This window comes from Pseudomonas sp. NPDC089406 (genome assembly GCF_044900265.1).
GTDB classification, from domain to species: domain Bacteria; phylum Pseudomonadota; class Gammaproteobacteria; order Pseudomonadales; family Pseudomonadaceae; genus Aquipseudomonas; species Aquipseudomonas fakonensis.
On the sequence record NZ_JBJDNC010000010.1, the window covers coordinates 110,856 to 136,097 of the forward strand.

26 protein-coding genes are annotated in these 25,242 nt (G+C 63.8%); 20 read left to right on the forward strand and 6 right to left on the reverse strand.

Translation table 11 applies throughout. The features are described 5' to 3' along the window. The first annotated feature begins 44 nt into the window (after positions 1-44). The 17 genes from ccoN (ACI2KK_RS09740) (at position 45) to ACI2KK_RS09820 (ending at position 16,662) form a co-directional block, all read left to right on the forward strand. Positions 45-1,469 carry a cytochrome-c oxidase, cbb3-type subunit I gene (ccoN, locus tag ACI2KK_RS09740; protein ID WP_217839526.1) on the forward strand — a complete coding sequence of 475 codons (1,425 nt, stop codon included), beginning with the start codon at positions 45-47 and terminating at the stop codon, positions 1,467-1,469. A gap of 13 nt (positions 1,470-1,482) precedes the next feature. After that, on the forward strand, positions 1,483-2,091 hold the full coding sequence (ccoO, locus tag ACI2KK_RS09745; protein WP_217839527.1) for a cytochrome-c oxidase, cbb3-type subunit II: 609 nt from the start codon (positions 1,483-1,485) through the stop codon (positions 2,089-2,091). 5 nt (positions 2,092-2,096) lie between these two features. Continuing rightward, positions 2,097-2,288 (forward strand): cbb3-type cytochrome oxidase subunit 3, encoded by a 192-nt coding sequence (locus ACI2KK_RS09750; RefSeq protein ID WP_404668779.1) that lies wholly within the window; start codon positions 2,097-2,099, stop codon positions 2,286-2,288. Beyond that, positions 2,285-3,223 carry a cytochrome-c oxidase, cbb3-type subunit III gene (gene ccoP, locus ACI2KK_RS09755; RefSeq protein ID WP_404668780.1) on the forward strand — a complete coding sequence of 313 codons (939 nt, stop codon included), beginning with the start codon at positions 2,285-2,287 and terminating at the stop codon, positions 3,221-3,223. The genes ACI2KK_RS09750 and ccoP (ACI2KK_RS09755) overlap by 4 nt, the downstream gene beginning before the upstream one ends. Before the next feature lie 431 nt (positions 3,224-3,654). Then, positions 3,655-5,097 carry a cytochrome-c oxidase, cbb3-type subunit I gene (gene ccoN, locus ACI2KK_RS09760; protein ID WP_369987366.1) on the forward strand — a complete coding sequence of 481 codons (1,443 nt, stop codon included), beginning with the start codon at positions 3,655-3,657 and terminating at the stop codon, positions 5,095-5,097. Beyond that, positions 5,097-5,705: a cytochrome-c oxidase, cbb3-type subunit II gene (ccoO, locus tag ACI2KK_RS09765; protein WP_217839536.1), complete on the forward strand. Its 609-nt coding sequence runs from the start codon at positions 5,097-5,099 to the stop codon at positions 5,703-5,705. The genes ccoN (ACI2KK_RS09760) and ccoO (ACI2KK_RS09765) overlap by 1 nt, the downstream gene beginning before the upstream one ends. 5 nt (positions 5,706-5,710) lie before the next feature. Further along, entirely contained in the window at positions 5,711-5,905 is a 195-nt protein-coding gene (locus ACI2KK_RS09770; RefSeq protein ID WP_217839537.1) for a cbb3-type cytochrome c oxidase subunit 3, read from the forward strand. After that, entirely contained in the window at positions 5,902-6,882 is a 981-nt protein-coding gene (gene ccoP / locus ACI2KK_RS09775; protein ID WP_404668781.1) for a cytochrome-c oxidase, cbb3-type subunit III, read from the forward strand. Before ACI2KK_RS09770 ends, ccoP (ACI2KK_RS09775) begins: the two co-directional genes overlap by 4 nt. 319 nt (positions 6,883-7,201) lie before the next feature. Continuing rightward, complete coding sequence (ccoG, locus tag ACI2KK_RS09780; protein ID WP_404668782.1) at positions 7,202-8,617, forward strand: cytochrome c oxidase accessory protein CcoG; 1,416 nt, start codon at positions 7,202-7,204, stop codon at positions 8,615-8,617. 15 nt (positions 8,618-8,632) lie between these two features. Continuing rightward, entirely contained in the window at positions 8,633-9,160 is a 528-nt protein-coding gene (locus tag ACI2KK_RS09785; protein ID WP_404668783.1) for a FixH family protein, read from the forward strand. 149 nt (positions 9,161-9,309) lie between these two features. Beyond that, positions 9,310-11,781, forward strand: a complete 2,472-nt coding sequence (locus tag ACI2KK_RS09790; protein WP_404668784.1) for a heavy metal translocating P-type ATPase — start codon at positions 9,310-9,312, stop codon at positions 11,779-11,781. Continuing rightward, a complete protein-coding gene (ccoS, locus tag ACI2KK_RS09795; RefSeq protein ID WP_217885832.1) occupies positions 11,763-11,975 on the forward strand; it encodes a cbb3-type cytochrome oxidase assembly protein CcoS in 213 nt (70 codons plus the stop codon). The genes ACI2KK_RS09790 and ccoS overlap by 19 nt, the downstream gene beginning before the upstream one ends. Next, positions 11,968-12,651, forward strand: coding sequence for a sulfite exporter TauE/SafE family protein (locus ACI2KK_RS09800; RefSeq protein ID WP_404668785.1), 684 nt, complete (start codon positions 11,968-11,970; stop codon positions 12,649-12,651). The genes ccoS and ACI2KK_RS09800 overlap by 8 nt, the downstream gene beginning before the upstream one ends. A 342-nt stretch (positions 12,652-12,993) precedes the next feature. Beyond that, entirely contained in the window at positions 12,994-14,376 is a 1,383-nt protein-coding gene (gene hemN / locus ACI2KK_RS09805; protein ID WP_404668786.1) for an oxygen-independent coproporphyrinogen III oxidase, read from the forward strand. A 187-nt stretch (positions 14,377-14,563) separates the two neighbouring features. Then, the gene (gene fnrA, locus ACI2KK_RS09810; protein ID WP_217839545.1) at positions 14,564-15,298 is read left to right on the forward strand and encodes a Crp/Fnr family transcriptional regulator FnrA; all 735 of its coding nucleotides are present in this window, start codon (positions 14,564-14,566) and stop codon (positions 15,296-15,298) included. 153 nt (positions 15,299-15,451) lie between these two features. Further along, positions 15,452-16,027 (forward strand): hypothetical protein, encoded by a 576-nt coding sequence (locus ACI2KK_RS09815; RefSeq protein ID WP_404668787.1) that lies wholly within the window; start codon positions 15,452-15,454, stop codon positions 16,025-16,027. Positions 16,028-16,113: 86 nt separating this feature from the next. Then, the gene (locus ACI2KK_RS09820) at positions 16,114-16,662 is read left to right on the forward strand and encodes an adenine phosphoribosyltransferase (RefSeq protein WP_028692867.1); all 549 of its coding nucleotides are present in this window, start codon (positions 16,114-16,116) and stop codon (positions 16,660-16,662) included. A gap of 124 nt (positions 16,663-16,786) precedes the next feature. Here ACI2KK_RS09820 and recR read toward each other — a convergent pair whose 3' ends face one another. From recR to dnaX, 3 genes are all read right to left on the reverse strand, one after another. Beyond that, the gene (gene recR / locus ACI2KK_RS09825) at positions 16,787-17,389 is read right to left on the reverse strand and encodes a recombination mediator RecR (RefSeq protein WP_404668788.1); all 603 of its coding nucleotides are present in this window, start codon (positions 17,387-17,389) and stop codon (positions 16,787-16,789) included. Between the two features lie 410 nt (positions 17,390-17,799). Next, on the reverse strand, positions 17,800-18,135 hold the full coding sequence (locus ACI2KK_RS09830; RefSeq protein ID WP_023535908.1) for a YbaB/EbfC family nucleoid-associated protein: 336 nt from the start codon (positions 18,133-18,135) through the stop codon (positions 17,800-17,802). 64 nt (positions 18,136-18,199) lie between these two features. Next, a complete protein-coding gene (gene dnaX / locus ACI2KK_RS09835) occupies positions 18,200-20,281 on the reverse strand; it encodes a DNA polymerase III subunit gamma/tau (RefSeq protein ID WP_404668789.1) in 2,082 nt (693 codons plus the stop codon). A 132-nt stretch (positions 20,282-20,413) separates the two neighbouring features. Between dnaX and ACI2KK_RS09840 the strand changes: the two genes are divergently transcribed. After that, a complete protein-coding gene (locus tag ACI2KK_RS09840; RefSeq protein ID WP_404668790.1) occupies positions 20,414-21,166 on the forward strand; it encodes a substrate-binding periplasmic protein in 753 nt (250 codons plus the stop codon). Between the two features lie 798 nt (positions 21,167-21,964). Next, positions 21,965-22,243, forward strand: coding sequence for a hypothetical protein (locus tag ACI2KK_RS09845; RefSeq protein WP_217839550.1), 279 nt, complete (start codon positions 21,965-21,967; stop codon positions 22,241-22,243). A gap of 216 nt (positions 22,244-22,459) precedes the next feature. On the opposite strand, the gene ACI2KK_RS09850 is transcribed toward ACI2KK_RS09845, so the two are convergent. The 3 genes from ACI2KK_RS09850 to ACI2KK_RS09860 form a co-directional block, all read right to left on the reverse strand. Continuing rightward, the gene (locus ACI2KK_RS09850) at positions 22,460-23,137 is read right to left on the reverse strand and encodes a hypothetical protein (RefSeq protein WP_404668791.1); all 678 of its coding nucleotides are present in this window, start codon (positions 23,135-23,137) and stop codon (positions 22,460-22,462) included. A 44-nt stretch (positions 23,138-23,181) separates the two neighbouring features. After that, on the reverse strand, positions 23,182-24,093 hold the full coding sequence (locus ACI2KK_RS09855; protein ID WP_404668792.1) for an EamA family transporter: 912 nt from the start codon (positions 24,091-24,093) through the stop codon (positions 23,182-23,184). A 138-nt stretch (positions 24,094-24,231) separates the two neighbouring features. Then, positions 24,232-24,711 carry a DUF2938 family protein gene (locus tag ACI2KK_RS09860; RefSeq protein ID WP_404668793.1) on the reverse strand — a complete coding sequence of 160 codons (480 nt, stop codon included), beginning with the start codon at positions 24,709-24,711 and terminating at the stop codon, positions 24,232-24,234. An 85-nt stretch (positions 24,712-24,796) separates the two neighbouring features. On the opposite strand from ACI2KK_RS09860, the gene ACI2KK_RS09865 reads away from it, so the two are divergent. Beyond that, positions 24,797-25,186, forward strand: a complete 390-nt coding sequence (locus ACI2KK_RS09865; protein WP_404668794.1) for a helix-turn-helix domain-containing protein — start codon at positions 24,797-24,799, stop codon at positions 25,184-25,186. Positions 25,187-25,242 lie beyond the last annotated feature (56 nt).

The window sequence follows — 25,242 nt, forward strand, 5'->3', positions numbered from 1 at the left end:
CCTCGCTGTATAGCCTGCCAATAACCGTGGATGGGAACCCATACATGAACACAACCAGCAGTACCGCCTACAACTACAAGGTGGTCCGCCAATTCGCCATCATGACGGTGGTGTGGGGCATCGTCGGGATGGGGCTCGGCGTCTTCATCGCCGCCCAGCTCGCCTGGCCCTCACTGAACTTCGACCTGCCGTGGACCAGCTTCGGCCGCCTGCGGCCGCTGCACACCAACGCGGTGATCTTCGCCTTCGGTGGCTGTGCCCTGTTCGCCACCTCCTATTATTCGGTGCAACGCACCTGCCAGACCACCCTGTTCTCGCCAAAGCTTGCCGCGTTCACCTTCTGGGGCTGGCAACTGGTGATCCTGCTCGCCGCCATCACCCTGCCGCTGGGCTACACCAGCTCCAAGGAGTACGCCGAGCTCGAGTGGCCGATCGACATCCTGATCACCATCGTCTGGGTGTGCTACGCCATCGTGTTCTTCGGCACGCTGATGAAGCGCACCACCAAGCACATCTATGTGGGCAACTGGTTCTTCGGCGGGTTCATCCTCACCGTGGCGCTGCTGCATGTGGTCAACAACCTGGAACTGCCGGTCAGCCTGACCAAGTCGTACTCGGTGTACGCCGGGGCCACCGATGCCATGGTGCAGTGGTGGTACGGCCACAACGCGGTGGGCTTCTTCCTGACCGCAGGCTTCCTCGGGATGATGTACTACTACGTGCCCAAGCAGGCCGAACGCCCGGTGTATTCGTACCGGCTGTCGATCGTGCACTTCTGGGCGCTGATCACCCTGTACATCTGGGCAGGCCCGCATCATTTGCACTACACCGCGCTGCCCGACTGGGCGCAGTCGCTGGGCATGGTGATGTCGCTGATTCTGCTGGCACCAAGCTGGGGCGGCATGATCAACGGCATGATGACCCTGTCGGGGGCCTGGCATAAGCTGCGCAGCGACCCGATCCTGCGCTTCCTCGTGGTGTCGCTTGCGTTCTACGGCATGTCCACCTTCGAAGGCCCGATGATGGCCATCAAGACCGTCAACGCCCTCTCCCACTACACCGACTGGACCATCGGCCACGTGCATGCTGGCGCCCTCGGCTGGGTAGCGATGATCTCCATCGGCGCGCTGTACCACACCATCCCGAAAGTGTTCGGCAAGGAGCGCATGTACAGCATCGGCCTGATCAACGCGCACTTCTGGCTGGCCACCATCGGCACCGTGCTGTACATCGCCTCGATGTGGGTCAACGGCATCGCCCAGGGCCTGATGTGGCGCGCGGTCAACAGCGACGGCACGCTCACCTACTCGTTCGTGGAAACCCTGGTGGCCAGCCACCCAGGCTTCGTCGTGCGCTTTGTCGGCGGCGCGATCTTCCTCAGCGGCATGTTCCTGATGGCCTGGAACACCTGGCGCACCGTGCGTTCGCCGGCGCTCGACGCCGCCCCTGCGAACGCCCAGCTGGCTTGAGGAGACCTGCCTGATGAAACATGAAGTCATCGAGAAAAACGTCGGCCTGCTGGCCTTGCTGATGGTGTTCGCCGTCAGCATCGGCGGCCTTACCCAAATCGTCCCGCTGTTCTTCCAGGACGTCACCAACAAGCCGGTGGAGGGTATGAAGCCCTACACCGCGCTGCAGCTCGAAGGCCGCGATATCTACATTCGCGAAGGTTGCGTGGGTTGCCACTCGCAGATGATCCGCCCGTTCCGCGCCGAGACCGAGCGCTACGGCCACTACTCGGTGGCCGGCGAAAGCGTGTGGGACCACCCGTTCCTGTGGGGCTCCAAGCGCACCGGCCCGGACCTGGCCCGCGTAGGTGGCCGCTACTCCGACGACTGGCATCGCGCGCACCTGTACAACCCGCGCAACGTGGTGCCTGAGTCGAAAATGCCGTCCTACCCCTGGCTGGTGGCCGCGCAAGTGGACAACAGCCACACCGACGTGAAGATGCGCACCCTGCGCACCCTCGGCGTGCCCTACACCGACGACGACATCAACGGTGCCCGCGACGCGGTCAAGGGCAAGACCGAGATGGACGCCCTGGTGGCCTACCTGCAGGTGCTCGGCACCGCGATCAAGAACAAGAGGTGAATGCGATGGAAATGGACATCGGCATGATCCGCGGCCTGGGCACCCTGGTGGTGATGATCGCCTTCATCGGCCTGTCGCTCTGGGTCTTCAACCGTCGCCGCGACCGTGATTTCGCCGAAGCGCGCCTGCTGCCCTTCGTCGACGACCGCCTGCCCCCGAGCGGGCAGGAACCTTCCATTAGGAGTAACGGGCAATGACCACCTTCTGGAGTACGTATATCAGCGTACTGACCATCGGTAGCCTGATCGGCCTCACCTGGCTGCTGCTCAGCACCCGCAAGGGCCAGGGCAGCACCACCGACCAGACCATGGGCCACAGTTTCGACGGCATCGAGGAGTACGACAACCCGCTGCCCAAGTGGTGGTTCTGGCTGTTCGTCGGCACCCTGGTGTTCGCGGTGGGCTACCTGATCCTTTACCCGGGCCTGGGCAACTGGAAAGGTATCCTGCCGGGCTACGAGAACGGCTGGACCGGCGTCAACGAATGGCAAAAGGAAATGGACAAGGCCGACGCCAAATTCGGCCCGATCTTCGCCAAGTACGCCGCCATGCCGGTGGAGGAAGTGGCCAAGGACCCGCAGGCACTGAAGATGGGCAGCCGGCTGTTCGCCTCCAACTGCTCGGTGTGCCACGGTTCCGACGCCAAGGGTGCCTACGGCTTCCCCAACCTGACCGACAAGGACTGGCGCTGGGGCGGCGAGCCGGACACCATCAAGGCTTCGATCATGAACGGCCGCCACGGCGTGATGCCGGGCTGGGCCACGGTGATCGGCGAGCAGGGCGTGGCCGATGTGGCCGCCTTCGTGCTCACAGGCCTGGATGGCCGCAGCCTGCCGGCAGACGCCAAGGCCGACCCGGCCAAGGGCAAGGAGATCTTCGCCAGCAACTGCGTGGCCTGCCACGGCCCCGAGGGCAAGGGCACCCCGGCCATGGGCGCGCCCAACCTGACCCACCCGCAGGCGTTCATCTACGGTTCGAGCTTCGCCCAGCTGCAGCAGACCATCCGCTACGGCCGCCAGGGCCAGATGCCGGCCCAGGCCGACATCCAGGGCAACGACAAGGTGCACTTGCTGGCGGCGTATGTGTATAGCCTGTCGCAGGATCAGACAGCCGAGACCGTAACCGCCAAGTAACCCCCCTCCCCTTTAGGAGCCGGCTTGCCGGCGATGAGGCCCGATCAGGCAGCAACACTGCCTGATCGGGCGCCATCCCCGGCAGCCAGCCCCTACCCCGCTCTACCCCCTCCCTTGCACCCCTTCCGAACGCAACTAAGCTTGTTGCCTCAGTGGCTTCGCTCTCTCAAGGGCGCAGCAGACGTGGCGCACAGCCTGACGCCGCGCGTTAAAAAAAGCTTGACCGTTCGATCAGAAAAAGGCGAAAAACGGTACACATTACAAAGATTTATTTGTGTACAATCGTTCAGCCCAATCACCCCGGGACGGTGGTGTAGAGGGCCTGGACACGGGTCGGCGCAAGTCTCCTTGCGTTGCCATAACCCTGGTGGTTATAGAAACTGGCGCCGATTTCAACCAACAAGAATGACCCAAAACCGTGGAACCTTAGCATGAGCACAGCAATCAGCCCGACTGCTTATAACTATAAGGTCGTCCGCCAGTTCGCCATCATGACGGTGGTCTGGGGGATCCTTGGCATGGGGCTCGGCGTCTTCATCGCCTCGCAACTGGTCTGGCCCCAGCTCAACCTGGACCTGCCATGGACGAGCTTTGGCCGCCTGCGCCCGCTGCACACCAACCTGGTGATCTTCGCCTTCGGCGGCTGCGCCCTGTTCGGCACCAGCTACTATGTGGTGCAGCGCACCTGCCAGACCCGCCTGATCTCCGACAGCATGGCCGCCTTCACCTTCTGGGGCTGGCAGGCGGTGATCGTCGGCGCGCTGATCACCCTGCCGATGGGCTACACCACCACCAAGGAATACGCCGAGCTCGAGTGGCCGCTGGCGATCCTGCTGGCCATCGTCTGGGTCACCTACGGGCTGGTGTTCTTCGGCACCATCGTCAAGCGCAAGACCAAGCACATCTATGTCGGCAACTGGTTCTACGGCGCCTTCATCGTGGTCACCGCGATGCTGCACATCGTCAACCACATCTCGCTGCCGGTGAGCCTGTTCAAGTCGTACTCGGCCTACGCCGGCGCCACCGACGCGATGATCCAGTGGTGGTACGGGCACAACGCGGTGGGCTTTTTCCTCACCACGGGCTTTCTGGGGATGATGTACTACTTCGTGCCCAAGCAGGCCGAGCGGCCGATCTACTCGTACCGGTTGTCGATCGTGCACTTCTGGGCACTGATCACCCTGTACATCTGGGCCGGCCCGCATCATTTGCACTACACCGCCCTGCCCGACTGGGCGCAGTCGCTGGGCATGGTGATGTCGATCATCCTGCTGGCGCCAAGCTGGGGCGGCATGATCAACGGCATGATGACCCTGTCGGGGGCCTGGCATAAGCTGCGCACCGACCCGATTTTGCGCTTTTTGGTCGTCTCGCTGGCGTTCTACGGCATGTCCACCTTCGAAGGCCCGATGATGGCCATCAAGACGGTCAACTCGCTGTCGCACTACACCGACTGGACCATCGGCCACGTACACGCCGGCGCCCTCGGCTGGGTGGCGATGATCTCGATCGGCGCGGTGTACCACATGATCCCGAAACTCTACGGCCGCGAGCAGATGCACAGCGTCGGCCTGATCAACGCGCACTTCTGGCTGGCCACCATCGGCACCGTGCTGTACATCGCCTCGATGTGGGTCAACGGCATCACCCAGGGCCTGATGTGGCGCGCCATCAACGACGACGGCACCCTCACCTACTCGTTCGTCGAAGCGCTGCAAGCCAGCCACCCGGGCTACATCGTCCGCGCCCTGGGCGGTGCGTTCTTTGCCTCGGGCATGCTGCTGATGGCCTACAACGTGCTGCGCACCGTGCGTGCCGCCAACCCGGCAGAGGCTGAGCAAGCCGCCAAGATCGTCGTCGTGGGAGCGCACTGATGAAGCATGAAGCCGTCGAGAAGAACATTGGCCTGCTGGCCTTCTTCATGGTCATCGCCGTCAGCATCGGTGGCCTTACCCAAATCGTCCCGCTGTTTTTCCAGGACGTCACCAACAAGCCGGTCGAAGGCATGAAGCCGCGCACTGCGCTGGAAGTCGAAGGCCGCGATATCTACATTCGCGAAGGCTGCGTGGGCTGCCACTCGCAGATGATCCGCCCGTTCCGCGCCGAAACCGAACGCTACGGCCACTACTCGGTGGCCGGCGAAAGCGTGTGGGACCACCCGTTCCTGTGGGGCTCCAAGCGCACCGGCCCGGACCTGGCCCGCGTAGGTGGCCGCTACTCCGATGACTGGCACCGCGCGCACCTGTACAACCCGCGCAACGTGGTGCCTGAGTCGAAAATGCCATCCTACCCGTGGTTGGTCGAGAACAAGCTCGACGGCAAGGACACCGCCAAGAAGCTCGAAGTGCTGCGCACCCTCGGCACCCCTTACACCGACGAAGACATCGCCGGTGCCCGCGACGCGGTCAAGGGCAAGACCGAGATGGACGCCCTGGTGGCGTACCTGCAAGGCCTTGGCACCATCATCAAGAGCAAACGGTGACGCTGATGGATATCGGGATGATTCGCGGCCTGGGCACCGTGGTGGTGCTGGTGGCTTTCGTGGGCCTGGCGCTGTGGGTGTTCAGCCCGCGGCGCAAGCAGGACTTCGATGAAGCGACGCGGCTGCCGTTCGCGGACGACCCCGAGGCCATCCGCCACGTCGAGCAAGCGAAAAACGCTTCTGGGAGCAAACAACAATGACAACCTTCTGGAGTCTGTACGTCACCGTACTCACCCTGGGCACCATCTTCTCGCTGACCTGGCTGCTGCTGTCGACCCGCAAGGGCCAGCGCGAGGAGATCACCGACGAGACCGTGGGCCACGCCTTCGACGGCATCGAGGAGTACGACAACCCGCTGCCCAAATGGTGGTTCTGGCTGTTCGTCGGCACCATCGTGTTCGCCCTGGGCTACCTGGTGCTGTACCCGGGCCTGGGCAACTGGAAAGGCGTGCTGCCGGGCTACGCGTACCTGGACAACGACAAGCAGACCGAGTTTTCCAATGGCCAGGCCGGCTGGACCGGCGTGCACGAGTGGGAAAAGGAGATGGCCAAGGCCGATGCGCGCTTCGGGCCGATCTTCGCCAAGTTCGCCGCCATGCCGCTGGAAGAGGTAGCCAAGGACCCGCAGGCACTGAAGATGGGCGCGCGGCTGTTCGCCTCCAACTGCTCGGTGTGCCACGGCTCCGACGCCAAGGGCGCCTACGGTTTCCCCAACCTCACCGACAACGACTGGCGTTGGGGCGGCGAGCCGGAAACCATCAAGACCACCATCATGGGCGGGCGCCACGGGGTGATGCCGGCCTGGGGCACGGTGATCGGCGAGCAAGGCGTGGCTGATGTGGCGGCCTTCGTGCTGAGCAACCTGGACGGGCGCAAGCTGCCCGAAGACGCCAAGGCCGACCCGGTCAAGGGCCAGCAGATCTTCGCCACCAACTGCGTGGCCTGCCACGGCCCCGAGGGCAAGGGCACGCCGGCCATGGGCGCGCCCAACCTGACCCACCCGCAGGCGTTCATCTACGGCTCGAGCTTTGCCCAGCTGCAACAGACCATCCGCTATGGCCGCCAGGGCCAGATGCCGGCGCAAGAGCAGCTGCAGGGCAATGACAAGGTGCACCTGCTGGCGGCTTATGTGTACAGCCTGTCGCATCAGCCCGAGGCGGCCCAAAAGGCCGAATAAGGCAGGCCTGGCCTCTTCGCGGGTAAACCCGCTCCCACAGGAGCTGCGTAATATTCGAGACAGCAGTGAACCTGTGGGAGCGGGTTCACCCGCGAAGAAGCCAGTACAGCCTACCCATTTCCCACAGGTCCATGACCTGGATCAATTGACACCCGCCATATCACGTTTACCCAAGCCGCCCAACGCGACTAAGTGTCGCAGCAAGGCCCCGGCGCGCCATCACAGGCGTATCATGGGCCGCAGAGCGCCGTAAGAGCGCGCCAGACCGCGGCCGCCAAGCACGGGTCGCGGCGTTTCTCCACTGCCGTGGGACTTGATGATGAGCAAGCAAATACCGGTACATGACGTCACCCCGCCTGCCAGCAAAGGGAAGGATTCCGTCGACCTCTACGCCTCGCGCGAAAAAATCTACACCCGCGCCTTCACCGGCCTGTTCCGCCGCCTGCGAATGGTCGGTGGCGCTGCGCTGTTCTTGCTGTACTTCGGCACCGTGTGGCTGAACTGGGGCGGCCGCCAGGCCGTGTGGTGGGACCTGCCCGAGCGCAAGTTCTACATCTTCGGCGCCACCATCTGGCCGCAGGACTTCATCCTGCTGTCGGGCATATTGATCGTCGCCGCCTTCGGCCTGTTCTTCATCACCGTGTATGCCGGACGCGTATGGTGCGGCTACACCTGCCCGCAAAGCGTGTGGACCTGGGTGTTCATGTGGTGCGAGAAGGTCACCGAGGGTGACCGCAACCAGCGCATGAAGCTGGACAAGGCGCCGATGAGCGCCAACAAGTTTTTGCGCAAGCTGGCCAAGCACAGTATGTGGCTGCTGATCGGCCTGGTCACCGGCCTGACCTTCGTCGGCTACTTTGCCCCGGTGCGCGAGCTGGTCATCGAGTTCTTCACCGGGCAAGCCGACGGCTGGGCGTACTTCTGGGTCGGTTTCTTCACCCTGGCCACCTATGGCAACGCCGGCTGGCTGCGCGAGCAGGTGTGCGTGTACATGTGCCCCTATGCGCGCTTCCAGAGCGTGATGTTCGACAAGGATACCCTGATCGTCAGCTACGACCCGCGCCGTGGCGAAACCCGTGGCCCGCGTAAAAAGGACGCGGACTACAAGGCCCAGGGCCTGGGCGACTGCATCGACTGCACCATGTGCGTGCAGGTGTGCCCCACCGGCATCGACATCCGCGACGGCCTGCAGGTCGAATGCATCGGCTGCGCCGCGTGCATCGATGCGTGCGATGCGATCATGGACAAGATGAACTACCCCAAGGGCCTGATCAGCTACACCACCGAGCACAACCTGTCCGGGCAGAAGACCCACATGCTGCGCCCGCGCCTGATCGGCTACGCCATGGTGCTGCTGGTGATGATCGGCGCCCTGGCCACCGCCTTCGCCACCCGTTCGCTGGTAGGCTTCGACGTGGCCAAGGACCGCGTGCTGTACCGCGAGAACGCCCAGGGCCGGATCGAGAACGTGTACAGCCTGAAAGTGATGAACAAGGACCAGCGCGACCACGTGTATGTGCTGGACGCCACCGGTGTGCCCGACCTGCAACTGACCGGCCAGCGCGAGATCCGCGTGGCCGCCGGCGACATCGTCAGCCTGCCGGTGCAGCTGTCGGTGGCCCCGGAAAAACTGCCCTCGACCACCAACGAAATCATCTTCACCCTGAAGGACGCCGACGACAGCGGCCAACAGGTCGAAGCCAAGAGCCGTTTCATCGGCCCACAGATCCGCTGAGAGAGACCACGCACCATGCCTGCCGCTACCGCCACCAGCCCCTGGTACAAGCACCTCTGGCCCTGGATCATCATCGGTATCCTGACCACCTCGGTGTGCCTGAGCCTGACCATGGTCAGCATTGCCGTGCGCAACCCCGACAACCTGGTCAACGACAACTACTACGAGGCCGGCAAGGGCATCAACCGCTCGCTGGACCGCGAGCTGCTGGCCCAGACCCTCAACCTCAAGGCCAGCATCCACCTAGACGAGCTGACCGGCGAAGTGGACGTGCGCCTGAGCGGCAACAGCAACCCGCAAACCCTGGAGCTGAACCTGATCTCCCCCACCCAGCCGGACCGCGACCGCAAGGTGCAACTGGCCCGCAGCGAGCCTGGCCGCTATGTCGGCCAGCTGGACGACAAGGTCGAGGGGCGGCGCTTCGTCGAGCTGCTGGGCAGCCAGGATGAGCATGTGTGGCGCCTGTTCGAGGAGGAGAAGGTCGAGCATGGGGTAGCGTTACAGTTGGGAGATGAGGCGTTGCAAGGCGCCGAGCACCGATAACCGCTCCACCGCGAGCCCTGTGGGAGCGGGTTTACCCGCGAATGCGTCAGACCTGGAAACCTCATTGCCCGACCTGACGCTTTCGCGGGTAAACCCGCTCCCACAGGGGCCGTGTTCAGCCAGCCGACTTGCGTAAGGCAATGATGTAAATGACCCACCCCACCCCCTGCTACCACTGCGCCCTGCCCGTCCCCGCCGGCAGCCGCTTCACCGCCGTGGTCCTTGGCGAGCCACGGGCCTTCTGCTGCCCGGGCTGCCAGGCAGTGGCCGAGTCCATCGTCGCCGGGGGGCTGGAGCACTACTACCAGCACCGCAGCGACAGCAGCGCCAACCCCGAGGCCCTGCCCAAACAGTTGCAGGACGAACTGGCGCTGTACGACCGCGACGACGTGCAGCGCAACTTCGTGCGCCACGAGGGCGAGCTGGCCGAGGCCACCCTGCTGGTCGAGGGCATCAGTTGCGCAGCCTGCGGCTGGCTGATCGAGAAGCACCTGCGCAACCTTGCCGGGGTCAGCGAAGCGCGCCTGAACCTGTCCAACCACCGCCTGCTGGTCAGCTGGGCCGACGACCAGTTGCCGCTCTCGAGCCTGCTGGCCGAGCTGCGCCACATCGGCTACGCCGCCCACCCCTACCAGCCCGACCAGGCCGCTGAACACCTGGCTGCCGAAAACCGCAGCGCCCTGCGCCGCCTGGGGGTGGCCGGGCTTTTGTGGTTCCAGGCAATGATGGCGACCATGGCCACCTGGCCGGAATTCAACATCGACCTGTCGCCCGAGATGCATACCATCCTGCGCTGGGTCGCGCTGTTTCTGACCATCCCCATCGTGTTCTACAGCTGCGCGCCGTTCTTCAAGGGCGCCGCCCGCGACCTGCGCACCCGCCACCTGACCATGGACGTGTCGGTGTCGCTGGCCATCGCCCTGGCCTTCGGCGCCGGTATCTGGACCGCCATCACCGGCAGCGGCGAGCTTTACTTCGACACCGTGGGCATGTTCGCGCTGTTTCTGCTCACCGGCCGCTACCTGGAGCGCCGCGCCCGCGAGCGCACGGCGGCGGCCACCGCGCAGCTGGTCAACCTGCTGCCGGCCTCGTGCCTGCGCCTGGGCGCCGATGGCCAGGCCGAGCGTATTCTGCTGGGCGAGCTGCGCTGCGGCGACCGCGTGCAAGTGCTGCCGGGGGCGGTGATCCCGGCCGACGGCTGCATCGTCGCCGGGCGCTCCAGTGTCGACGAGTCGCTGCTGACCGGTGAGTACCTGCCGCAACCCCGGCGCAGCGGCGACCGGGTCACCGGCGGCACGTTGAATGTCGAAAGCACCCTGACCGTCGAGGTTCAGGCCCTCGGCCAGGACTCGCGTTTGTCGGCCATCGTGCGCCTGTTAGAACGCGCCCAGTCGGAAAAGCCCCGCCTGGCCGAAATCGCCGACCGTGCCTCGCAATGGTTCTTGTTGTTCAGCCTGGTGGCGGCGGCAGTAATCGGCCTGGTGTGGTGGCAGCTGGATGCGGGCCGAGCGTTCTGGATCGTCCTGGCCATGCTGGTAGCCACCTGCCCCTGCGCCCTGTCGCTGGCCACCCCCACCGCGCTGACCGCCGCCACCGGCACCCTGCACAAGCTTGGCCTGCTGGTGACCCGCGGCCATGTGCTTGAAGGCCTGAACCAGATCGACACGGTGATCTTCGACAAGACCGGCACCCTTACCGAAGGCCGCCTGGCCCTGCGCAGCATCCGCCCGCTGGGCCGGCTTGATGCCGACCAGTGCCTGGCCCTGGCTGCGGCACTGGAGAACCGCTCCGAACACCCCATCGCCCGCGCCTTTGGCCGCGCTGCACAGGCCGCCGAGGCGGTCAACGCAGTGCCCGGGCTGGGCCTGGAAGGCGAGGTGGACGGCCAGCGCCTGCGCATCGGCCAGGCGACTTTCGTCTGCGCCCTGAGCGGCGCCGAAGTGCCCGCCGTACCCGAACCACGCGGCCAGTGGCTGCTGCTGGGCGACCGCCAGGGCCCGCTGGCCTGGTTCGGCCTGGACGACCGCCTGCGCGATGACGCCGCGGATCTGGTGGCCGCCTGCAAGGCCCGCGGCTGGCAAACCCTGCTGCTGTCTGGCGACAGCTCGCCGATGGTCGCCGAGGTGGCCGCGCAACTGGGTATCGACCAGGCCGTTGGCGGCCTGCGCCCGGACGACAAGCTCAGCCGCCTCAAGCAATTGCAGGGCGAAGGGCGCAAGGTGCTGATGCTCGGTGACGGGGTCAATGACGTGCCGGTGCTGGCCGCCGCCGACATCAGCATCGCCATGGGCAGCGCCACCGACCTTGCCAAGACCAGCGCCGACGCCGTGCTGCTGTCGAACAACCTGCAGGCGCTGGTGCAGGCCTTCGCCCTGGCCCGCCGCACGCGCCGCAACATTGTCCAGAACCTGCTGTGGGCGAGCCTGTACAATGGCCTGATGCTGCCGTTCGCCGCGCTGGGCTGGGTGACCCCGGTCTGGGCGGCAGTCGGCATGTCGGTCAGCTCGCTGATCGTGGTGCTCAACGCCCTGCGCCTGACCCGCCAGAGCAGCGTTGCTGCTCCCGCCACCTGCGCGTCGCCCACGCCTGGAAGGAAGACCCTATGCCCGCCCTCTACGTGATGATCCCCGCTGCCCTGCTGCTGGTTGGCGTGGCCGTGTACATCTTCTTCTGGGCGGTGGACAGTGGCCAGTACGACGACCTGGAAAGCCCGGCCCACAGCATCCTGTTCGACGACCAGGACCCGCGCCACCAGGCCGCAGTAAAACCTGAAGACGAAAAGCCCGACGACAAGGACCCTGCCCCGCGTGCCTGAGCTGCTCCCCCTGCTGGGCTCGGCCCTGGTGCTTGGCCTGCTCGGCGGCGGCCATTGCCTGGGGATGTGCGGCGGCCTGATGGGCGCCCTGACCCTGGCCATCCCCCCCGAGCAGCGCGGCCGCCGCTTGCGCCTGCTGATTGCCTACAACCTCGGGCGTATCTTGAGCTACGCCACCGCCGGCTTGCTGCTGGGCCTGGCCGGCGTCGCCGTGGCCAGCAGCCCGCTGGCCATCGGGCTGCGGGTGCTGGCGGCGCTGCTGCTGATTGCCATGGGTTTGTACCTGGCCGGCTGGTGGAGCGGCCTGACCCGCATCGAGGCACTGGGGCGTGGTTTGTGGCGCCATGTGCAGCCTCTGGCCACACGGCTGCTGCCGGTGTCCAGCCTGCCCCGGGCGCTGCTGCTGGGGGCGCTGTGGGGCTGGCTGCCGTGCGGGCTGGTGTACAGCACCCTGCTGTGGGCCGCCAGCCAGGGCAATGCGCTGCACAGCGCGGCGCTGATGCTGGCGTTCGGCGTGGGCACCTGGCCGGTGCTGCTGGCCACCGGGATTGCGGCGCAGCAGGTCGGTGCGCTGCTGCGCAACCGCGGGGTGCGCATGGCCGGCGGGGTGATGGTGATGCTGTTTGGCCTGTGGACCCTGCCCGGGCCGCATCAGCATTGGTTGATGGGGCATTGAGGTAACCGCTGATCTAGGGGGCAACTGTCTTGTGCCGCCTGTAACGGCCTCATCGCCGGCAAGCCGGCTCCTACAGGTACAGCGCAGCCCCAAAGCTAATGCGATCCCTGTGTAGGAGCGGCCTTGTGTCGCGAAAGGGCTGCGCAGCAGCCCCGACGATTTCGCATGATGTATGGATCGCGGGGCTGCTGCGCAGCCCTTTCGCGACACAAGGCCGCTCCTACAGAGGGTTCGGTGCTGGCCTGGCGAACGCGCACCGGCTGCCCTTGATGCAAATCAACATGCCCTCCCCGCCACCGCCCTAGACTCCGGACACTGCAGCTCTATCCGGGGACTACCCACATGCTCGACGACCTACGCTGGGACGCCGACCTGATCCGTCGCTACGATCTGGCCGGGCCCCGTTACACCTCCTACCCGACCGCGGTGCAACTGCATGGCGAAGTGGGCTCGTTCGACCTGCTCCACGCCCTGCGTGAAAGCCGCCGGGCCACGCGCCCACTGTCGCTGTACGTGCACGTGCCGTTTTGCGCCAACATCTGTTACTACTGCGCCTGCAACAAGGTCATCACCAAGGACCGCGGCCGCGCCGCGCCTTACCTGCAGCGCCTGGAGCAGGAAATCCAGCTGCTTGCCTGCCACCTCGACCCTAAACAGCGGGTCGAGCAACTGCACTTCGGCGGCGGCACACCGACCTTTTTAAGCCATGTGGAGCTGCGCCAACTGATGGCCAGCCTGCGCCAGCACTTCAACCTGCTGGACGACGATTCCGGCGACTACGGCATCGAGCTCGACCCGCGTGAAGCCGACTGGTCGACCATGGGCCTGCTGCGCGAGCTGGGTTTCAACCGCGTCAGCCTCGGCGTGCAGGACCTCGACCCGGCCGTGCAACGCGCGGTCAACCGCCTGCAAAGCCTGGAGCAGACCCGCGCCCTGACCGAGGCCGCGCGCACCTTGCAGTTCCGCTCGGTGAACCTCGACCTGATCTACGGCCTGCCCCGGCAAACCCCGGAAGGCTTCGCCCGCACGGTCGAAGAAGTCATCCGCCTGCAACCCGATCGCCTGTCGGTGTTCAACTACGCGCACTTGCCCGAACGCTTCATGCCGCAGCGGCGCATCGACGAAAACGAGCTGCCCAGCCCTGCGGCCAAGCTCGAGATGCTGCAGGCCACCATCGAGCAACTGACCGGCGCCGGCTACCGTTACATCGGCATGGACCACTTCGCCCTGCCCGACGACGAGCTGGCCATCGCCCAGGAAGAAGGCACCCTGCAGCGCAACTTCCAGGGCTATACCACCCACGGCCACTGCGACCTGATCGGCCTGGGGGTGTCGGCCATCAGCCAGATCGGCGACCTGTACTGCCAGAACAGCAGCGACCTCAACACCTACCAGGACACGCTGTCCAGCGCCCAGCTGGCGACCCAGCGCGGCCTGCTGTGCAACCAGGACGACCGCCTGCGCCGGGCGGTGATCCAGCAACTGATCTGCCATTTCGAACTGGATTTCGAAACCATCGAGCGGCAGTTCCTGATCGATTTTCGCGGTTACTTCAACGAACAATGGCCCGAGCTTCAGGCCATGCAGCGCGACGGCCTGATCAGCCTCGACGCCAAGGGCATCCGCGTGCAGCCGGCCGGCAGGCTGCTGGTGCGCTCAGTGTGCATGGTGTTCGACGCTTACCTCGCCCAGCACAACCGCCAGCGTTTTTCCCGGGTGATATAGCGGTAATTGAGGCGTTTCACCGCATGGACAGCTCGCCTTGCCAGGCACACTATGGACAGTGGAAGGCCCCGGCACACCCTTGCCAGGGCCGCCACCAGCACGCACCAAAAATGCGCACGCTGGCCTACTACCCTAGCCGTGGGTTACCCTTACGGCTTATGTGTGCTTTACCACAAGGATTGAAGCTATGTCCGAGCCAGTCAAACTGCGCCCTCACAACCAGGCCCATTGCAAGGATTGCAGCCTGGCCCCCCTGTGCCTGCCCCTGTCGCTCAACCTCGAGGACATGGACGCACTGGATGAAATCGTCAAACGCGGGCGCCCGCTCAAAAAAGGCGAGTTTCTGTTCCGCCAGGGTGACAATTTCGGCTCGGTCTACGCAGTACGCTCCGGCGCCCTGAAAACCTTCAGCCTGAGCGACGCCGGCGAAGAACAGATCACCGGCTTCCACCTGCCCAGCGAGCTGGTCGGCCTGTCGGGCATGGACACCGAGGCCTACCCGGTGTCGGCCCAGGCCCAGGAAACCACCTCGGTGTGCGAAATCCCCTTCGAGCGCCTCGACGAGCTGTCGGTGCAACTGCCACAGCTGCGCCGCCAGCTGATGCGGGTAATGAGCCGCGAGATCCGCGATGACCAGCAAATGATGCTGCTGCTGTCGAAAAAAACCGCCGACGAGCGCATCGCCACCTTCCTGGTCAACCTGTCGGCACGCTTCCGCGCCCGTGGCTATTCGGCCAACCAGTTCCGCCTGAGCATGTCGCGCAACGAGATCGGCAACTACCTGGGCCTGGCGGTAGAAACCGTGTCCCGCGTGTTCACCCGCTTCCAGCAGAACGGCCTGCTCAAGGCCGAGGGTAAAGAGGTGCACATCCTCGACCCGATCCAGCTGTGCGCGCTGGCCGGCGGTGCAATGGAGTCCTGAGCGGCACTCCCTGCTTTAGATAGTACGCGCCAAGAGAAGCCGGCAGGATCCAAGCAGATCCTGCCGGCTTCTTTGCTTCTGCGCACCCCACGCGCAAGGCGACAGGCTGCGACCACCTAGCAATTCTGTCAGTTGTACAACCCTGGAAACTGGATGACGCTGGAGTACCTTCCCTCCCTCAGGAGCTTCATCATGACCGCGCCCATTTACCCCAGTGTGGAGAACTTCGAGCGTTCCGAGCTGACAACGTTCGAGAAAGGCATGACCTACAAAACCAGTAGCAATGCAAAGCACAGCTTTGAATTGACTATCGTGGAAGACGGGGCCACTCCCTCCGGAATCATGTCAACCGAACTCCTCGGCATGGGTGCAAAGGTACTGGTGGTCGGCGATCAGAGCGCAGTTCGGCTCGATTTCGGAGAAAAGGTCACCAATGTGAGCTGGAATTACTGTGTGGTGATCGACTACACAGAAGAGGACTTGAATGCTGAACATCCAGACTTGGTAGGCACGGTGGACGTAACCAAGCTGACGGCTCTGAATTTTTCCGAAGATTTCCTTGTTGAGGCAATCCCAAAGGAGGCAATCAAGGAGCCCGACCTCTCCGACGACCCGGGCGTGCACAACAAAAGCTTGGGCACCGCAATAGTCACTGCATTGATATTCAAAACGTCTCGGGTGGGGTCCCTTCAGATTGACTCGATACGCTGGGAGAAAGTCCCAGACTAACGCCACAGCCTCGCCTCCAGTTCGGGGAGGCTTATGTGGTTGAGGGAGGGTATACTGGCGCCTTGGTTTTCCAGGATACCCGCCCCATGCACAGCGACACCTTCGACCTCAAAGCCCTGATTCGCCCGGTAGTGGACTTCCCCAAGCCGGGCGTCATCTTCCGCGACATCACCCCGCTGTTCCAGTCGCCGCGCGGGCTGCGCTATGTTGCCGACCAGTTCATCGAGCGCTATGTCGAAGCCGAGTTCAGCCACATCGGTGCCATGGACGCGCGGGGCTTCCTGATCGGCTCGATCATCGCCCACCAGTTGAACAAGCCGCTGATCCTGTTCCGCAAGCAGGGCAAGCTGCCGGCTGATGTGTTGAGCGAGGGTTACCAGACCGAGTACGGCGAAGCCTTCCTCGAAGTGCATGCCGACAGCCTGTGCGAAGGCGATTCGGTGCTGATCTTCGATGACCTGATCGCCACCGGCGGCACCCTGCTGGCGGCGGCCAACCTGGTGCGCCGCACCGGTGCACAGGTGTTCGAGGCGGCGGCGATCATCGACTTGCCCGAGCTTGAAGGTTCGCGCCGGTTGCAGGCGGCCGGTGTGCCGACCTTCTGCCTGACTGAGTTTTCGTTGAGCGAGTACTGAGTCTTTCGGTGCTTTTGGGGCTGCTTTGCAGCCCAATCGCAGGCAAGCCTGCTCCTACAGGTATTGCGTGACCTTGTAGGAGCAGGCTTGCCTGCGATTGGGCCGCAAAGCGGCCCCGGCGTTCTCAAAGCGAAATCGGCTTGCGCCCGGCAAACGCGTGGGCCAGCGTACCGCCATCCACCAGCTCCAACTCCCCGCCCAACGGCACGCCATGGGCAATGCGCGTGGCTGTCAGGCCCTTCTCGGCCAGCAACTGGGCGATGTAATGAGCCGTAGCCTCCCCTTCCACCGTCGGGTTGGTGGCCAGGATCACCTCATTGAAAGTGCCTTGCTCGTCGATACGCGCCATCAACTGCGGAATGCCGATGGCATCCGGCCCCAGCCCGTCGAGCGGGGACAAGTGCCCCTTGAGCACGAAGTAGCGCCCGCGGTAGCCGGTCTGCTCCACCGCATACACATCCATCGGCCCTTCCACCACGCACAGCTGGGTGTCGTCGCGGCGCGTATCGGCGCATTGCGGGCACAGCTCCTGCTCGGTCAGGGTGCGGCACTGGCGGCAGTGGCCAACCCCTTCCATGGCCTGGCTCAGGGCCTGGGCCAGGCGCGTGCCGCCGCTGCGGTCGCGCTCCAGCAGTTGCAGGGCCATGCGCTGGGCGGTTTTCTGGCCGACGCCGGGCAGGATGCGCAGGGCGTCGATCAGTTGGCGGATGAGGGGGCTGAAGCTCATGGGAAAGGCCTGATAAATCGGTAAGAGGCGGTTTATACCGGCGTGGGGCAGTAGCGTCAAATTTGCCATGACACCGATAGTGCCGCCTGCTTCACGGGGGTGTGCAAAGCGCAGGCCCGGCGCTGTACCTGTAGGAGCGGCTTTAGCCGCGAACACCGGCAAAGCCGGTGCCATACATCGCGTCGTCTGCTTCGCGGCTAAAGCCGCTCCCACAGGGACCGCACAAGCTTCAAGCCAGTGCCATACCTGTAGGAGCCGGCTTGCCGGCGATGAGGCCGGAACAGGCAGCACAAGACAGTTGCTCCCGCAGGAGATGGAGCGCGCATGCAAGATAGGTTGCGCAGCCGTGAGGCACATAAAAAAGCCGCCGGTGGTTACCCAACGGCGGCTTCTTGAACAGACCAAATGCCTTAGAACGGCATCTTGAAGCCTGGCGGCAGCTGCATGCCGGCGGTCATGCCGCCCATTTTCTCCTGGCTGCTCTGCTCGATCTTGCGCACAGCGTCGTTCAGCGCGGCGGCGATCAGGTCTTCCAGCACTTCCTTGTCGTCTTCTTCAGTCGACATCAGGCTCTGGTCGATGCTCACGCGCTTGACGTCGTGGCGCCCGGTCATCACCACGCTCACCAGGCCACCACCGGACTGGCCGGTGACTTCGGCGTTGGCCAGCTCTTCCTGCATCTTCTGCATCTTTTCCTGCATCTGCTGGGCCTGCTTCATCAGGCCGGCCATGCCACCTTTCATCATGGGGAAGTACCTCGATCTGGGTCATGTAATGCAGCCGGGCACAGGCCGGCTGCATGGTTATCCGTTATTGGCCCTGGCTGGCCAGGGCGTCTACAGGCTCAATAGTATCCTGCCTCACCGTCGCGCCGAACTGCTTGATCATCTGCTGGATGAGCGGGTCTTGCTCGATCGACAGCACGGCGTCGTTCTGGCGCTCGGCGCGCTTGCGAGCGGCGGCCTGGGCCGGGGTTTCCTGCTCGGGGCGAATCAGCTCGATCTTCAGGCGGATCTCGCGGCCCAGCTGCTGGTTGAGCGCATCGTTGAGCCGGCGCTGTTGCGTCGAGTTGAACAGCGCGCCCTGGCCCGGGTCCAGGTGCAGCAGCCAGTCGTCACCGTCGGCGGCGATCAGCGTACAGTTCGCGGCGATGTTGCCTGTCATACCCGAGACAGGCAACTGTGGGAATAATTCCAGCCATTGCAGGGCAAGGCCCGTGGCCGGTTTGGACGCAGGCAGTGGCTCGGGGGCCTTGGCGGGCGCCTCTTCCTGCACGTGCTCGGCCAGCTCGTCGAGGTAGCTGAAGCCTGCCGGGTCGCCGTCAGGGGCGTAGTAGTCTTCGTCTGCCGGCGGTTCGTCGTCACGGTCCATGCCTGCCGGGTTGTAAGCAGACGGATCGAACGGCGGCTCGTCGTAGTCGGGCTGGCTTGAAGCCGGCGCAGGTTCAGGCTCGGCGACTGGTGCAGGTGCGACCGGCTCGGGTTGCGGCTGGGCAGCGACAGCAGCAGCGGGCTCTTCCCATGGCAGGTCGATGACCTCTTCCACGGGCTCGGGCTCAGGTTCTGGCTGCGGCTCGGGCACTGTCGCTTGCGGTGCAGGCTCAGGCTCAGGCTCTGCAGCAGGGGCCGGCTCGGGCTCAGGCTCGGCAACCGGCTGCGGCGGCTCGCTGGCCACCGGGGCTGGCACAGGCTCTGCAACGGGCGCCGCCGGGGCAACGGTAGCCACCGCAGCCACCGGTGTTGCCGGATCAGCTGTGGCCTGGCTGATCCCCACTGGCTTTAGCACCGGCCGCGGTGCGTCGTCGCTGTCGGCCGGGCGGAACGCCAGCATGCGCAGCAGCACCATCTCGAAACCGCCACGCGGGTCTGGCGCCAGGGGCAGGTCGCGCCGGCCGATCAGGCCCATCTGGTAGTAGAACTGCACATCTTCTGCCGGCAACGCCTGGGCCAGCGCCAGCACGCGCTCGCGGTCGCCCTGGCCGTTGTCGACCGCCTCGGGCAGCGCCTGGGCGATGGCCACGCGGTGCAGCACGTTGAGCATTTCCGACAGCACGCCGTTCCAGTCCGGGCCCTGCTCGGCCAAATCGCGTACCGCCTGCAGCAGCGCCCGGGCATCACCGTCAAGCAATGCCTGCAACACGCCGTACACCTGGCCATGGTCGAGGGTGCCGAGCATCGCCCGCACATCGGCGGCCAATACCTTGCCTTCACCAAAGGCGATGGCCTGGTCGGTCAGGCTCATGGCGTCGCGCATCGAGCCGTCGGCCGCGCGGCCCAACAGCCACAGGGCATCGTCCTCGAACGGCACGTTCTCGGCGCCGAGCACGTGGCTCAGGTGCTCGACCACCCGCTCCGGGCTCATATTCTTCAGCGAGAACTGCAGGCAGCGCGACAGGATGGTGGCCGGCAGTTTTTGCGGGTCGGTGGTGGCGAGGATGAACTTGACGTAGGGCGGCGGCTCTTCGAGGGTCTTCAACAAGGCGTTGAAGGAGTGCGTCGAGAGCATGTGCACTTCGTCGATCAGGTAGACCTTGAAGCGCCCGCGGCTCGGGGCGTACTGCACGTTGTCGAGCAGCTCGCGGGTGTCTTCGACCTTGGTGCGGCTGGCGGCGTCGATCTCGATCAGGTCGACGAAACGGCCCTCGTCGATCTCCCGGCACACCGAGCAGGTGCCGCACGGGGTGGAGGTAATGCCGGTTTCGCAGTTCAGGCACTTGGCGATAATGCGCGCGATGGTGGTCTTGCCCACGCCACGGGTACCGGTGAACAGGTAGGCGTGGTGCAGGCGCTGGTTGTCCAGGGCGTTGATCAAAGCCTTGAGCACATGGGTCTGGCCGACCATTTCGCGGAACGAGCGCGGGCGCCATTTACGTGCAAGAACCTGATAACTCATCAAAAAACCATCATGACCGGAGCGGGCGGAAAGAGCGCTAATGCTAGCGGAGCGAGGGGGAAATTGCACCCTGCGGTTCTGGTCTAAGCTCACTGGCAGGCATGGCGCAGGGCTGATCAGGGAGGATGGGGCGTGCGGCGAGTCCTGGCGATGCTGTTGTTATGGGCCACCCACAGCCTGGCCGGGGCGGCGGAGCTGCGCTTTTCCATTGCCGAAAGCTGGAGCATGCCGCTGGTGCGCATCGAGCACGAACAGCCGGTGGAAGGCATCATCTACGACATTATCCAGGCCATCGCCCGGGAAACCGGCATCACCCCGCGCTACCACGTGATGGCCCGGCTGCGCGTGCAGGAGGCCATGCAAAGCGGCGACATCGATGTACGCTGCTACGTGGCCACCCAGTGGCTGACCGACCGGCCCGGCGAATATGTCTGGAGCATCCCGCTGATCGAGCAGCGCGACCTGCTGGTCGGCCGCCCGGGCGACACTACCCCCAGCACACCCGAAGCACTGCCAGCCCAGGCCATCGGCACGGTGCTGGGCTACACCTACCCAACGCTTGAGCCGCTGTTCGCCAGCGGCCGGCTGCAGCGTGAAGACAGCCGCAGCCAGTTGCTGGTGCTGCGCAAGCTGCAGGCCCAGCGTTACCGGCATGCGGTGAGCAACCAGCTGTCGCTGCAGTGGTACAACCGCCAGCTGCCGCCGGAGCAGCGCTTGCCGGTGCTGGCCGTGCTGCAGGAGCAGGCGCTGGGTTGCATGGTGCGCAGCGACCCGGCGCTGCCGACCCAGGCGGTGCTGCGGGCGTTGGTGCGGATCAAGCAATCGGGGGAGATCGAGCGGATTATTCGGCGGTATACCGATGAGACTGCTGCGCCATCGAGGTAGGGGGTGGTTTGCTGGCGATGGGGGACGGGATCTCGAAGGGATTGCATCAGGGCTGACAGGTGTTCGCCGAAAGCCTTTTGGCGCCTATAAGATCGAGCGCCGCCCGCGCGGCGCTTCGCGGGTAAACCCGCTCCCACAGTTTGTTTCGGGCCAATACTTTCTGTGAAAGTACCGGCGCCTGCCTTGGTGCATGTCTGGAGTCATGTGTGGCGGCTGCAATGCCCACGCTGATATCGCGACTTACAAACAAGGGGGACCCGATATCGGCTCAGGAGAGACTGGCCAGAAATAAACTGTGGGAGCGGGTTTACCCGCGAAGCGCCGCGCGGGCGGCGCTCGATCTCATAGGCGCTGCAAGGCTTTCGGCGAACACCTGCCAGCCCTCACGCGAACCCCTTGAAAGCGCTGACTCGCCCAGCCACTGCATTGTTTGCGCCTAGGCCGGCCTCATCGCTGGCAAGCCAGCTCCTACAGAGGCATCAGCCGATGCTCAAGGAAGCGCCCTACGCATTCGCCAGATCTTTCCCACACATCCACGAACACCATGGAAATATCCTACGAAACCTGTCGATGTGCGTCTGATTGTCCGGGGAATCACTGCCCACTAGGCTCTGCCGGTCGCTGAGGGTTCAGCGACCGGGTGTGGAAGCCCGGCAATGTCTGGCTGTCGTCATGACAGTTGTGCGCGGGAGGCTTTTCGGCCTGCCGGGTTGCCATACGCCTGGTCTTCCACTCCGCGTACAACTGTCACCCTGATGTGTGGAAGCGGACGGGAGACTTCAACCGGTATGGTGCCTTATGAAAAAAATCGTCCCCGACCCACCCCATCAATTCATCCTGCCCCCTGAAAAGTCCCTCGCCCGAGCAATTCAGGATGGCGTGGTACCGATGGAGTACGTGCTGATGAACGTCTCCCATTACCTGATGTTCGCCTTCAGCGACAGCCATCGCGCGCTGGACCGCATCAAGGACGAGGAAACCCGACAGTTGCTGCAACACGGCCTGCGCGCCATGCAGATTGCCTGGGGCCAGGCGGATGCGCTGGCTAGCGCTGTGGAGAACCGTACAGAGCATTGAGCCCATGCTTAGGAGCCGGCTTCCCGGTGGCGAAGCCCTTGCAGGCCTCGAGGTGATCGCACCTGGGCTACCAGGGGTTCGTCGAAAGCCTTCTGACACCTATGAATCAAACGCCGCTCGGGCGGCGCTCGACTCATTAGGCGTCAGAAGGCTTCGACAAACACTTAGCTGCCCCCCGAGTACTCCTGGAACCCAACCCAATGGCTTGCATGACCACTACAGTTTTTTTGGCCGAGTGCCGTAATACACGAACTCATCGAAGTCTTCGTGCCGGAAGGTGTCGTGGCGTTCGTAGTAGTTGTAGACCACCGAGAGCTTATGTTCGGTCAGAGTCGGCTCAGAGTCGTGCAACACTTTACGGCCCTGCATGACAAGGAGTGCTCCCTTTTGAGCATGGATATTCCGATGCTCGACCCACTTTTCTTTCCGGCTTGGATGCGAACGCTCAACCTGCATCCGAAGCGGCGCTTCCGTATTGGTAGTCAGGAACAGCAGGACCGTTATGCCATTGGAGTCATAGTGCAGCCCCAGGGTACCCCCACCGGCCGGGTAAGCCTTGATATTCACATCAGACAACGGGTACGGCGAAACTACCGTATCGGTATGTGTGATCATGCTGACCAGAGGTACCAGCGCATGATAGACCGCTTGCAACTCTGGCAAATACCGCCGCACATCATTGCCCTTGAAAATATGATGCTTGTACTCGCCGCCCAAGTCTGAAACCGCATCGGTGCCCAACCCGGAATGCTGCACAAGTTCTACGCCGTGCTCTTGGATGACCGCCTGCACTCGACGGGCAAGCTCATCGCACATGTCATCAGGAAGCAACCCGTCGATCACAGTGGCCATGTCATAGAAATACTCGCGCCTGTATTTGTTCACATCGAACATAGCGGTCTCCCTTGCCTTGAATAAACGAGTCTTGATGAGCGGAATTACAACCGCCCTTCTTGCACACCATACCTGCCAGCCAACTTTGCCTGTAATGCGCCTGCATTGAGGAATATCGCGATGCCGATCAAGATCAGCCCTATGGCGGCACCTTGTAGTGCGCTGAGCTCTTCGCCATAGAACACATGGGAGGCCAGTAACCCCGAAACAGGCACCAGCAAGGACAGCGGTGCCACCTGTGCCGCGGCATATTTTTTCATCAGATTGTTCCAGACCAGATACCCCAGCAGCGTGGTGATATAGCTCTGGAAGGCAATGGAGAATACAGCGCCCCACGCCAGCCCTTTCGCCAGCCCGACAAAGGGCTCGAAGCCTTGAATCATAAGCGTCAGCACCAGTATCGCCGGCACTGAGAACAGGCTCGACCAGATAATGAACGCCATCATTTCAGCGGGTTTACGAAGCTTCACCAACAAGTTGCAAAGCGACCAGGCCAGGGCAGCCATCAGTACGAGGAAAATGCCAAATGAAGTAGAGGCCTCGTCGTTGAACAGCAAAATCAACATCAAGCCGCCCAGTGCAAACAGCACCCCACATACATGCACCGGGGTAATGCGCTCCCCGAGCACCAGCGCCCCCCAGCCGATGGTGAAGAACGCACTGAACTGCAGAAACACCGAAGACATACCCGGTGAGAGACCGTTGTACATGGCAAAGTTGACCATCCACCACAACCCTGCACCGAACAGAGCGCCGTATACACCCAGCACCCAATATGAAATGCCGGCCGGCCGCCTGACAAAAAACACCAATGGGAATGCGCAGAACGTGAACCGCAACAATGTCAGCAGGTAGGGGTCGAGCGACTCCAACCCCAGCTCGATAACTGAAAAGTTACACCCCCAAAGGACCGTCACCATAACGCCGAAAAACAGATCTCGCCGACTCATGCTCATGATGCCTCTCCAGACTGGTTGCGAGTCGTCACGGTAGCGGCATCGTTCATCGGTAGATATCAGCTGCGTCCGGCATTCACGTACGACCGATCTGCAATTTTGAGGGTGAAATAAACACGGCAATAAACACCGCCCTGCTCAAAGGCTGGCAAGCAGTTTTGCAGCCATGAACAACCCCACCCCAAACACCCCATGTATCCCCAGGCTACGCAAACAGCTCATGAAAGGCCGCGGCGTCCTCGCCGCAAAATACCCCGCCCCCAGCGCCGGCTGAATCACCCCCAGCGGCACCAGCACCGTCACCACACCAAACAGCAACGCCGGCCCCAACGTAGGCGCATGCAACCACCCCTGCCCCGCCAACCCCACCAGCAATACGGCAAACAGCAGCCCGGTGGCGTAGTGCAGCAACCACCCCCAGGCCAGCTCGCCGGGTATCGGCGGCGCCTTGCCAATGGCTACGTGCCGCCATTGGCCGTGGAACAGATGCCCGGCCCAACGGCCAATCATCGCGTAGTTCAGGGTAGTGATACCCAGGCGCCGCAACAGCAGCGTCCACAGGTCCATCAGCAAGGTGGCGCCGATACCGGTCAGCAGGATGTGCAAGGTGATGTTCATGGCCAAGGCCCTCGGCAGGTTGACGAAAAAGGTCTGTGCCAAGCAGCATGCAAGTTGAAGTCGACTTCAAGTCAAGGGAGCCAGAATGGACATTGCCGATGTGGCCCGGCGCACCGGGGTGCCGGCCTCGACACTGCGTTACTACGCCAACAAGGGCCTGCTGCGCACGCTGTCCGGGCGTGGGGCGCGGCGGCAGTTCCCCGCCGATACGCCGGAGCGCCTGGCACTGATTGCCCTGGGGCAGGCGGCGGGGTTTTCGCTGGATGAGGTGGCGGCGATGCTGGTGGAGCAGCAGGTGGACCGCGAGATGCTGCTGGCCAAGGCCGATGAGCTGGACCAGCGGGTCAAGCGCTTGCAGGCGATGAGCAAGGGGTTGCGGCATGCGGCGGTTTGCCCGCAGCAGAATCATCTGGATTGCCCGACCTTCAGGCGATTGATGCAGGTGGCGGGGCGTGGCAGATCGGCGAATAGCTGAAAGAAATGTCCGACAGGACAGGCCCTATCGCCGGCAAGCCGGCTCCTACAGGGAAG

Bases quoted from the DNA above. Each gene is read 5' to 3' on its own strand.
- dnaX (WP_404668789.1), bottom strand. From the start codon at position 20,281: ATGAGTTATCAGGTTCTTGCACGTAAATGGCGCCCGCGCTCGTTCCGC.
- ACI2KK_RS09865 (WP_404668794.1), top strand. From the start codon at position 24,797: ATGGACATTGCCGATGTGGCCCGGCGCACCGGGGTGCCGGCCTCGACA.
- ccoS (WP_217885832.1), top strand. From the start codon at position 11,763: ATGCCCGCCCTCTACGTGATGATCCCCGCTGCCCTGCTGCTGGTTGGC.
- ACI2KK_RS09790 (WP_404668784.1), top strand. From the start codon at position 9,310: ATGACCCACCCCACCCCCTGCTACCACTGCGCCCTGCCCGTCCCCGCC.
- ACI2KK_RS09830 (WP_023535908.1), bottom strand. From the start codon at position 18,135: ATGATGAAAGGTGGCATGGCCGGCCTGATGAAGCAGGCCCAGCAGATG.
- ccoP (WP_404668781.1), top strand. From the start codon at position 5,902: ATGACAACCTTCTGGAGTCTGTACGTCACCGTACTCACCCTGGGCACC.
- ACI2KK_RS09820 (WP_028692867.1), top strand. From the start codon at position 16,114: ATGCACAGCGACACCTTCGACCTCAAAGCCCTGATTCGCCCGGTAGTG.
- ccoO (WP_217839536.1), top strand. From the start codon at position 5,097: ATGAAGCATGAAGCCGTCGAGAAGAACATTGGCCTGCTGGCCTTCTTC.
- ACI2KK_RS09855 (WP_404668792.1), bottom strand. From the start codon at position 24,093: ATGAGCATGAGTCGGCGAGATCTGTTTTTCGGCGTTATGGTGACGGTC.
- ccoO (WP_217839527.1), top strand. From the start codon at position 1,483: ATGAAACATGAAGTCATCGAGAAAAACGTCGGCCTGCTGGCCTTGCTG.
- ccoN (WP_369987366.1), top strand. From the start codon at position 3,655: ATGAGCACAGCAATCAGCCCGACTGCTTATAACTATAAGGTCGTCCGC.
- ccoP (WP_404668780.1), top strand. From the start codon at position 2,285: ATGACCACCTTCTGGAGTACGTATATCAGCGTACTGACCATCGGTAGC.
- ACI2KK_RS09750 (WP_404668779.1), top strand. From the start codon at position 2,097: ATGGAAATGGACATCGGCATGATCCGCGGCCTGGGCACCCTGGTGGTG.
- recR (WP_404668788.1), bottom strand. From the start codon at position 17,389: ATGAGCTTCAGCCCCCTCATCCGCCAACTGATCGACGCCCTGCGCATC.
- ccoN (WP_217839526.1), top strand. From the start codon at position 45: ATGAACACAACCAGCAGTACCGCCTACAACTACAAGGTGGTCCGCCAA.
- ccoG (WP_404668782.1), top strand. From the start codon at position 7,202: ATGAGCAAGCAAATACCGGTACATGACGTCACCCCGCCTGCCAGCAAA.
- ACI2KK_RS09860 (WP_404668793.1), bottom strand. From the start codon at position 24,711: ATGAACATCACCTTGCACATCCTGCTGACCGGTATCGGCGCCACCTTG.
- ACI2KK_RS09815 (WP_404668787.1), top strand. From the start codon at position 15,452: ATGACGCTGGAGTACCTTCCCTCCCTCAGGAGCTTCATCATGACCGCG.
- ACI2KK_RS09785 (WP_404668783.1), top strand. From the start codon at position 8,633: ATGCCTGCCGCTACCGCCACCAGCCCCTGGTACAAGCACCTCTGGCCC.
- hemN (WP_404668786.1), top strand. From the start codon at position 12,994: ATGCTCGACGACCTACGCTGGGACGCCGACCTGATCCGTCGCTACGAT.
- ACI2KK_RS09770 (WP_217839537.1), top strand. From the start codon at position 5,711: ATGGATATCGGGATGATTCGCGGCCTGGGCACCGTGGTGGTGCTGGTG.
- ACI2KK_RS09845 (WP_217839550.1), top strand. From the start codon at position 21,965: ATGAAAAAAATCGTCCCCGACCCACCCCATCAATTCATCCTGCCCCCT.
- fnrA (WP_217839545.1), top strand. From the start codon at position 14,564: ATGTCCGAGCCAGTCAAACTGCGCCCTCACAACCAGGCCCATTGCAAG.
- ACI2KK_RS09850 (WP_404668791.1), bottom strand. From the start codon at position 23,137: ATGTTCGATGTGAACAAATACAGGCGCGAGTATTTCTATGACATGGCC.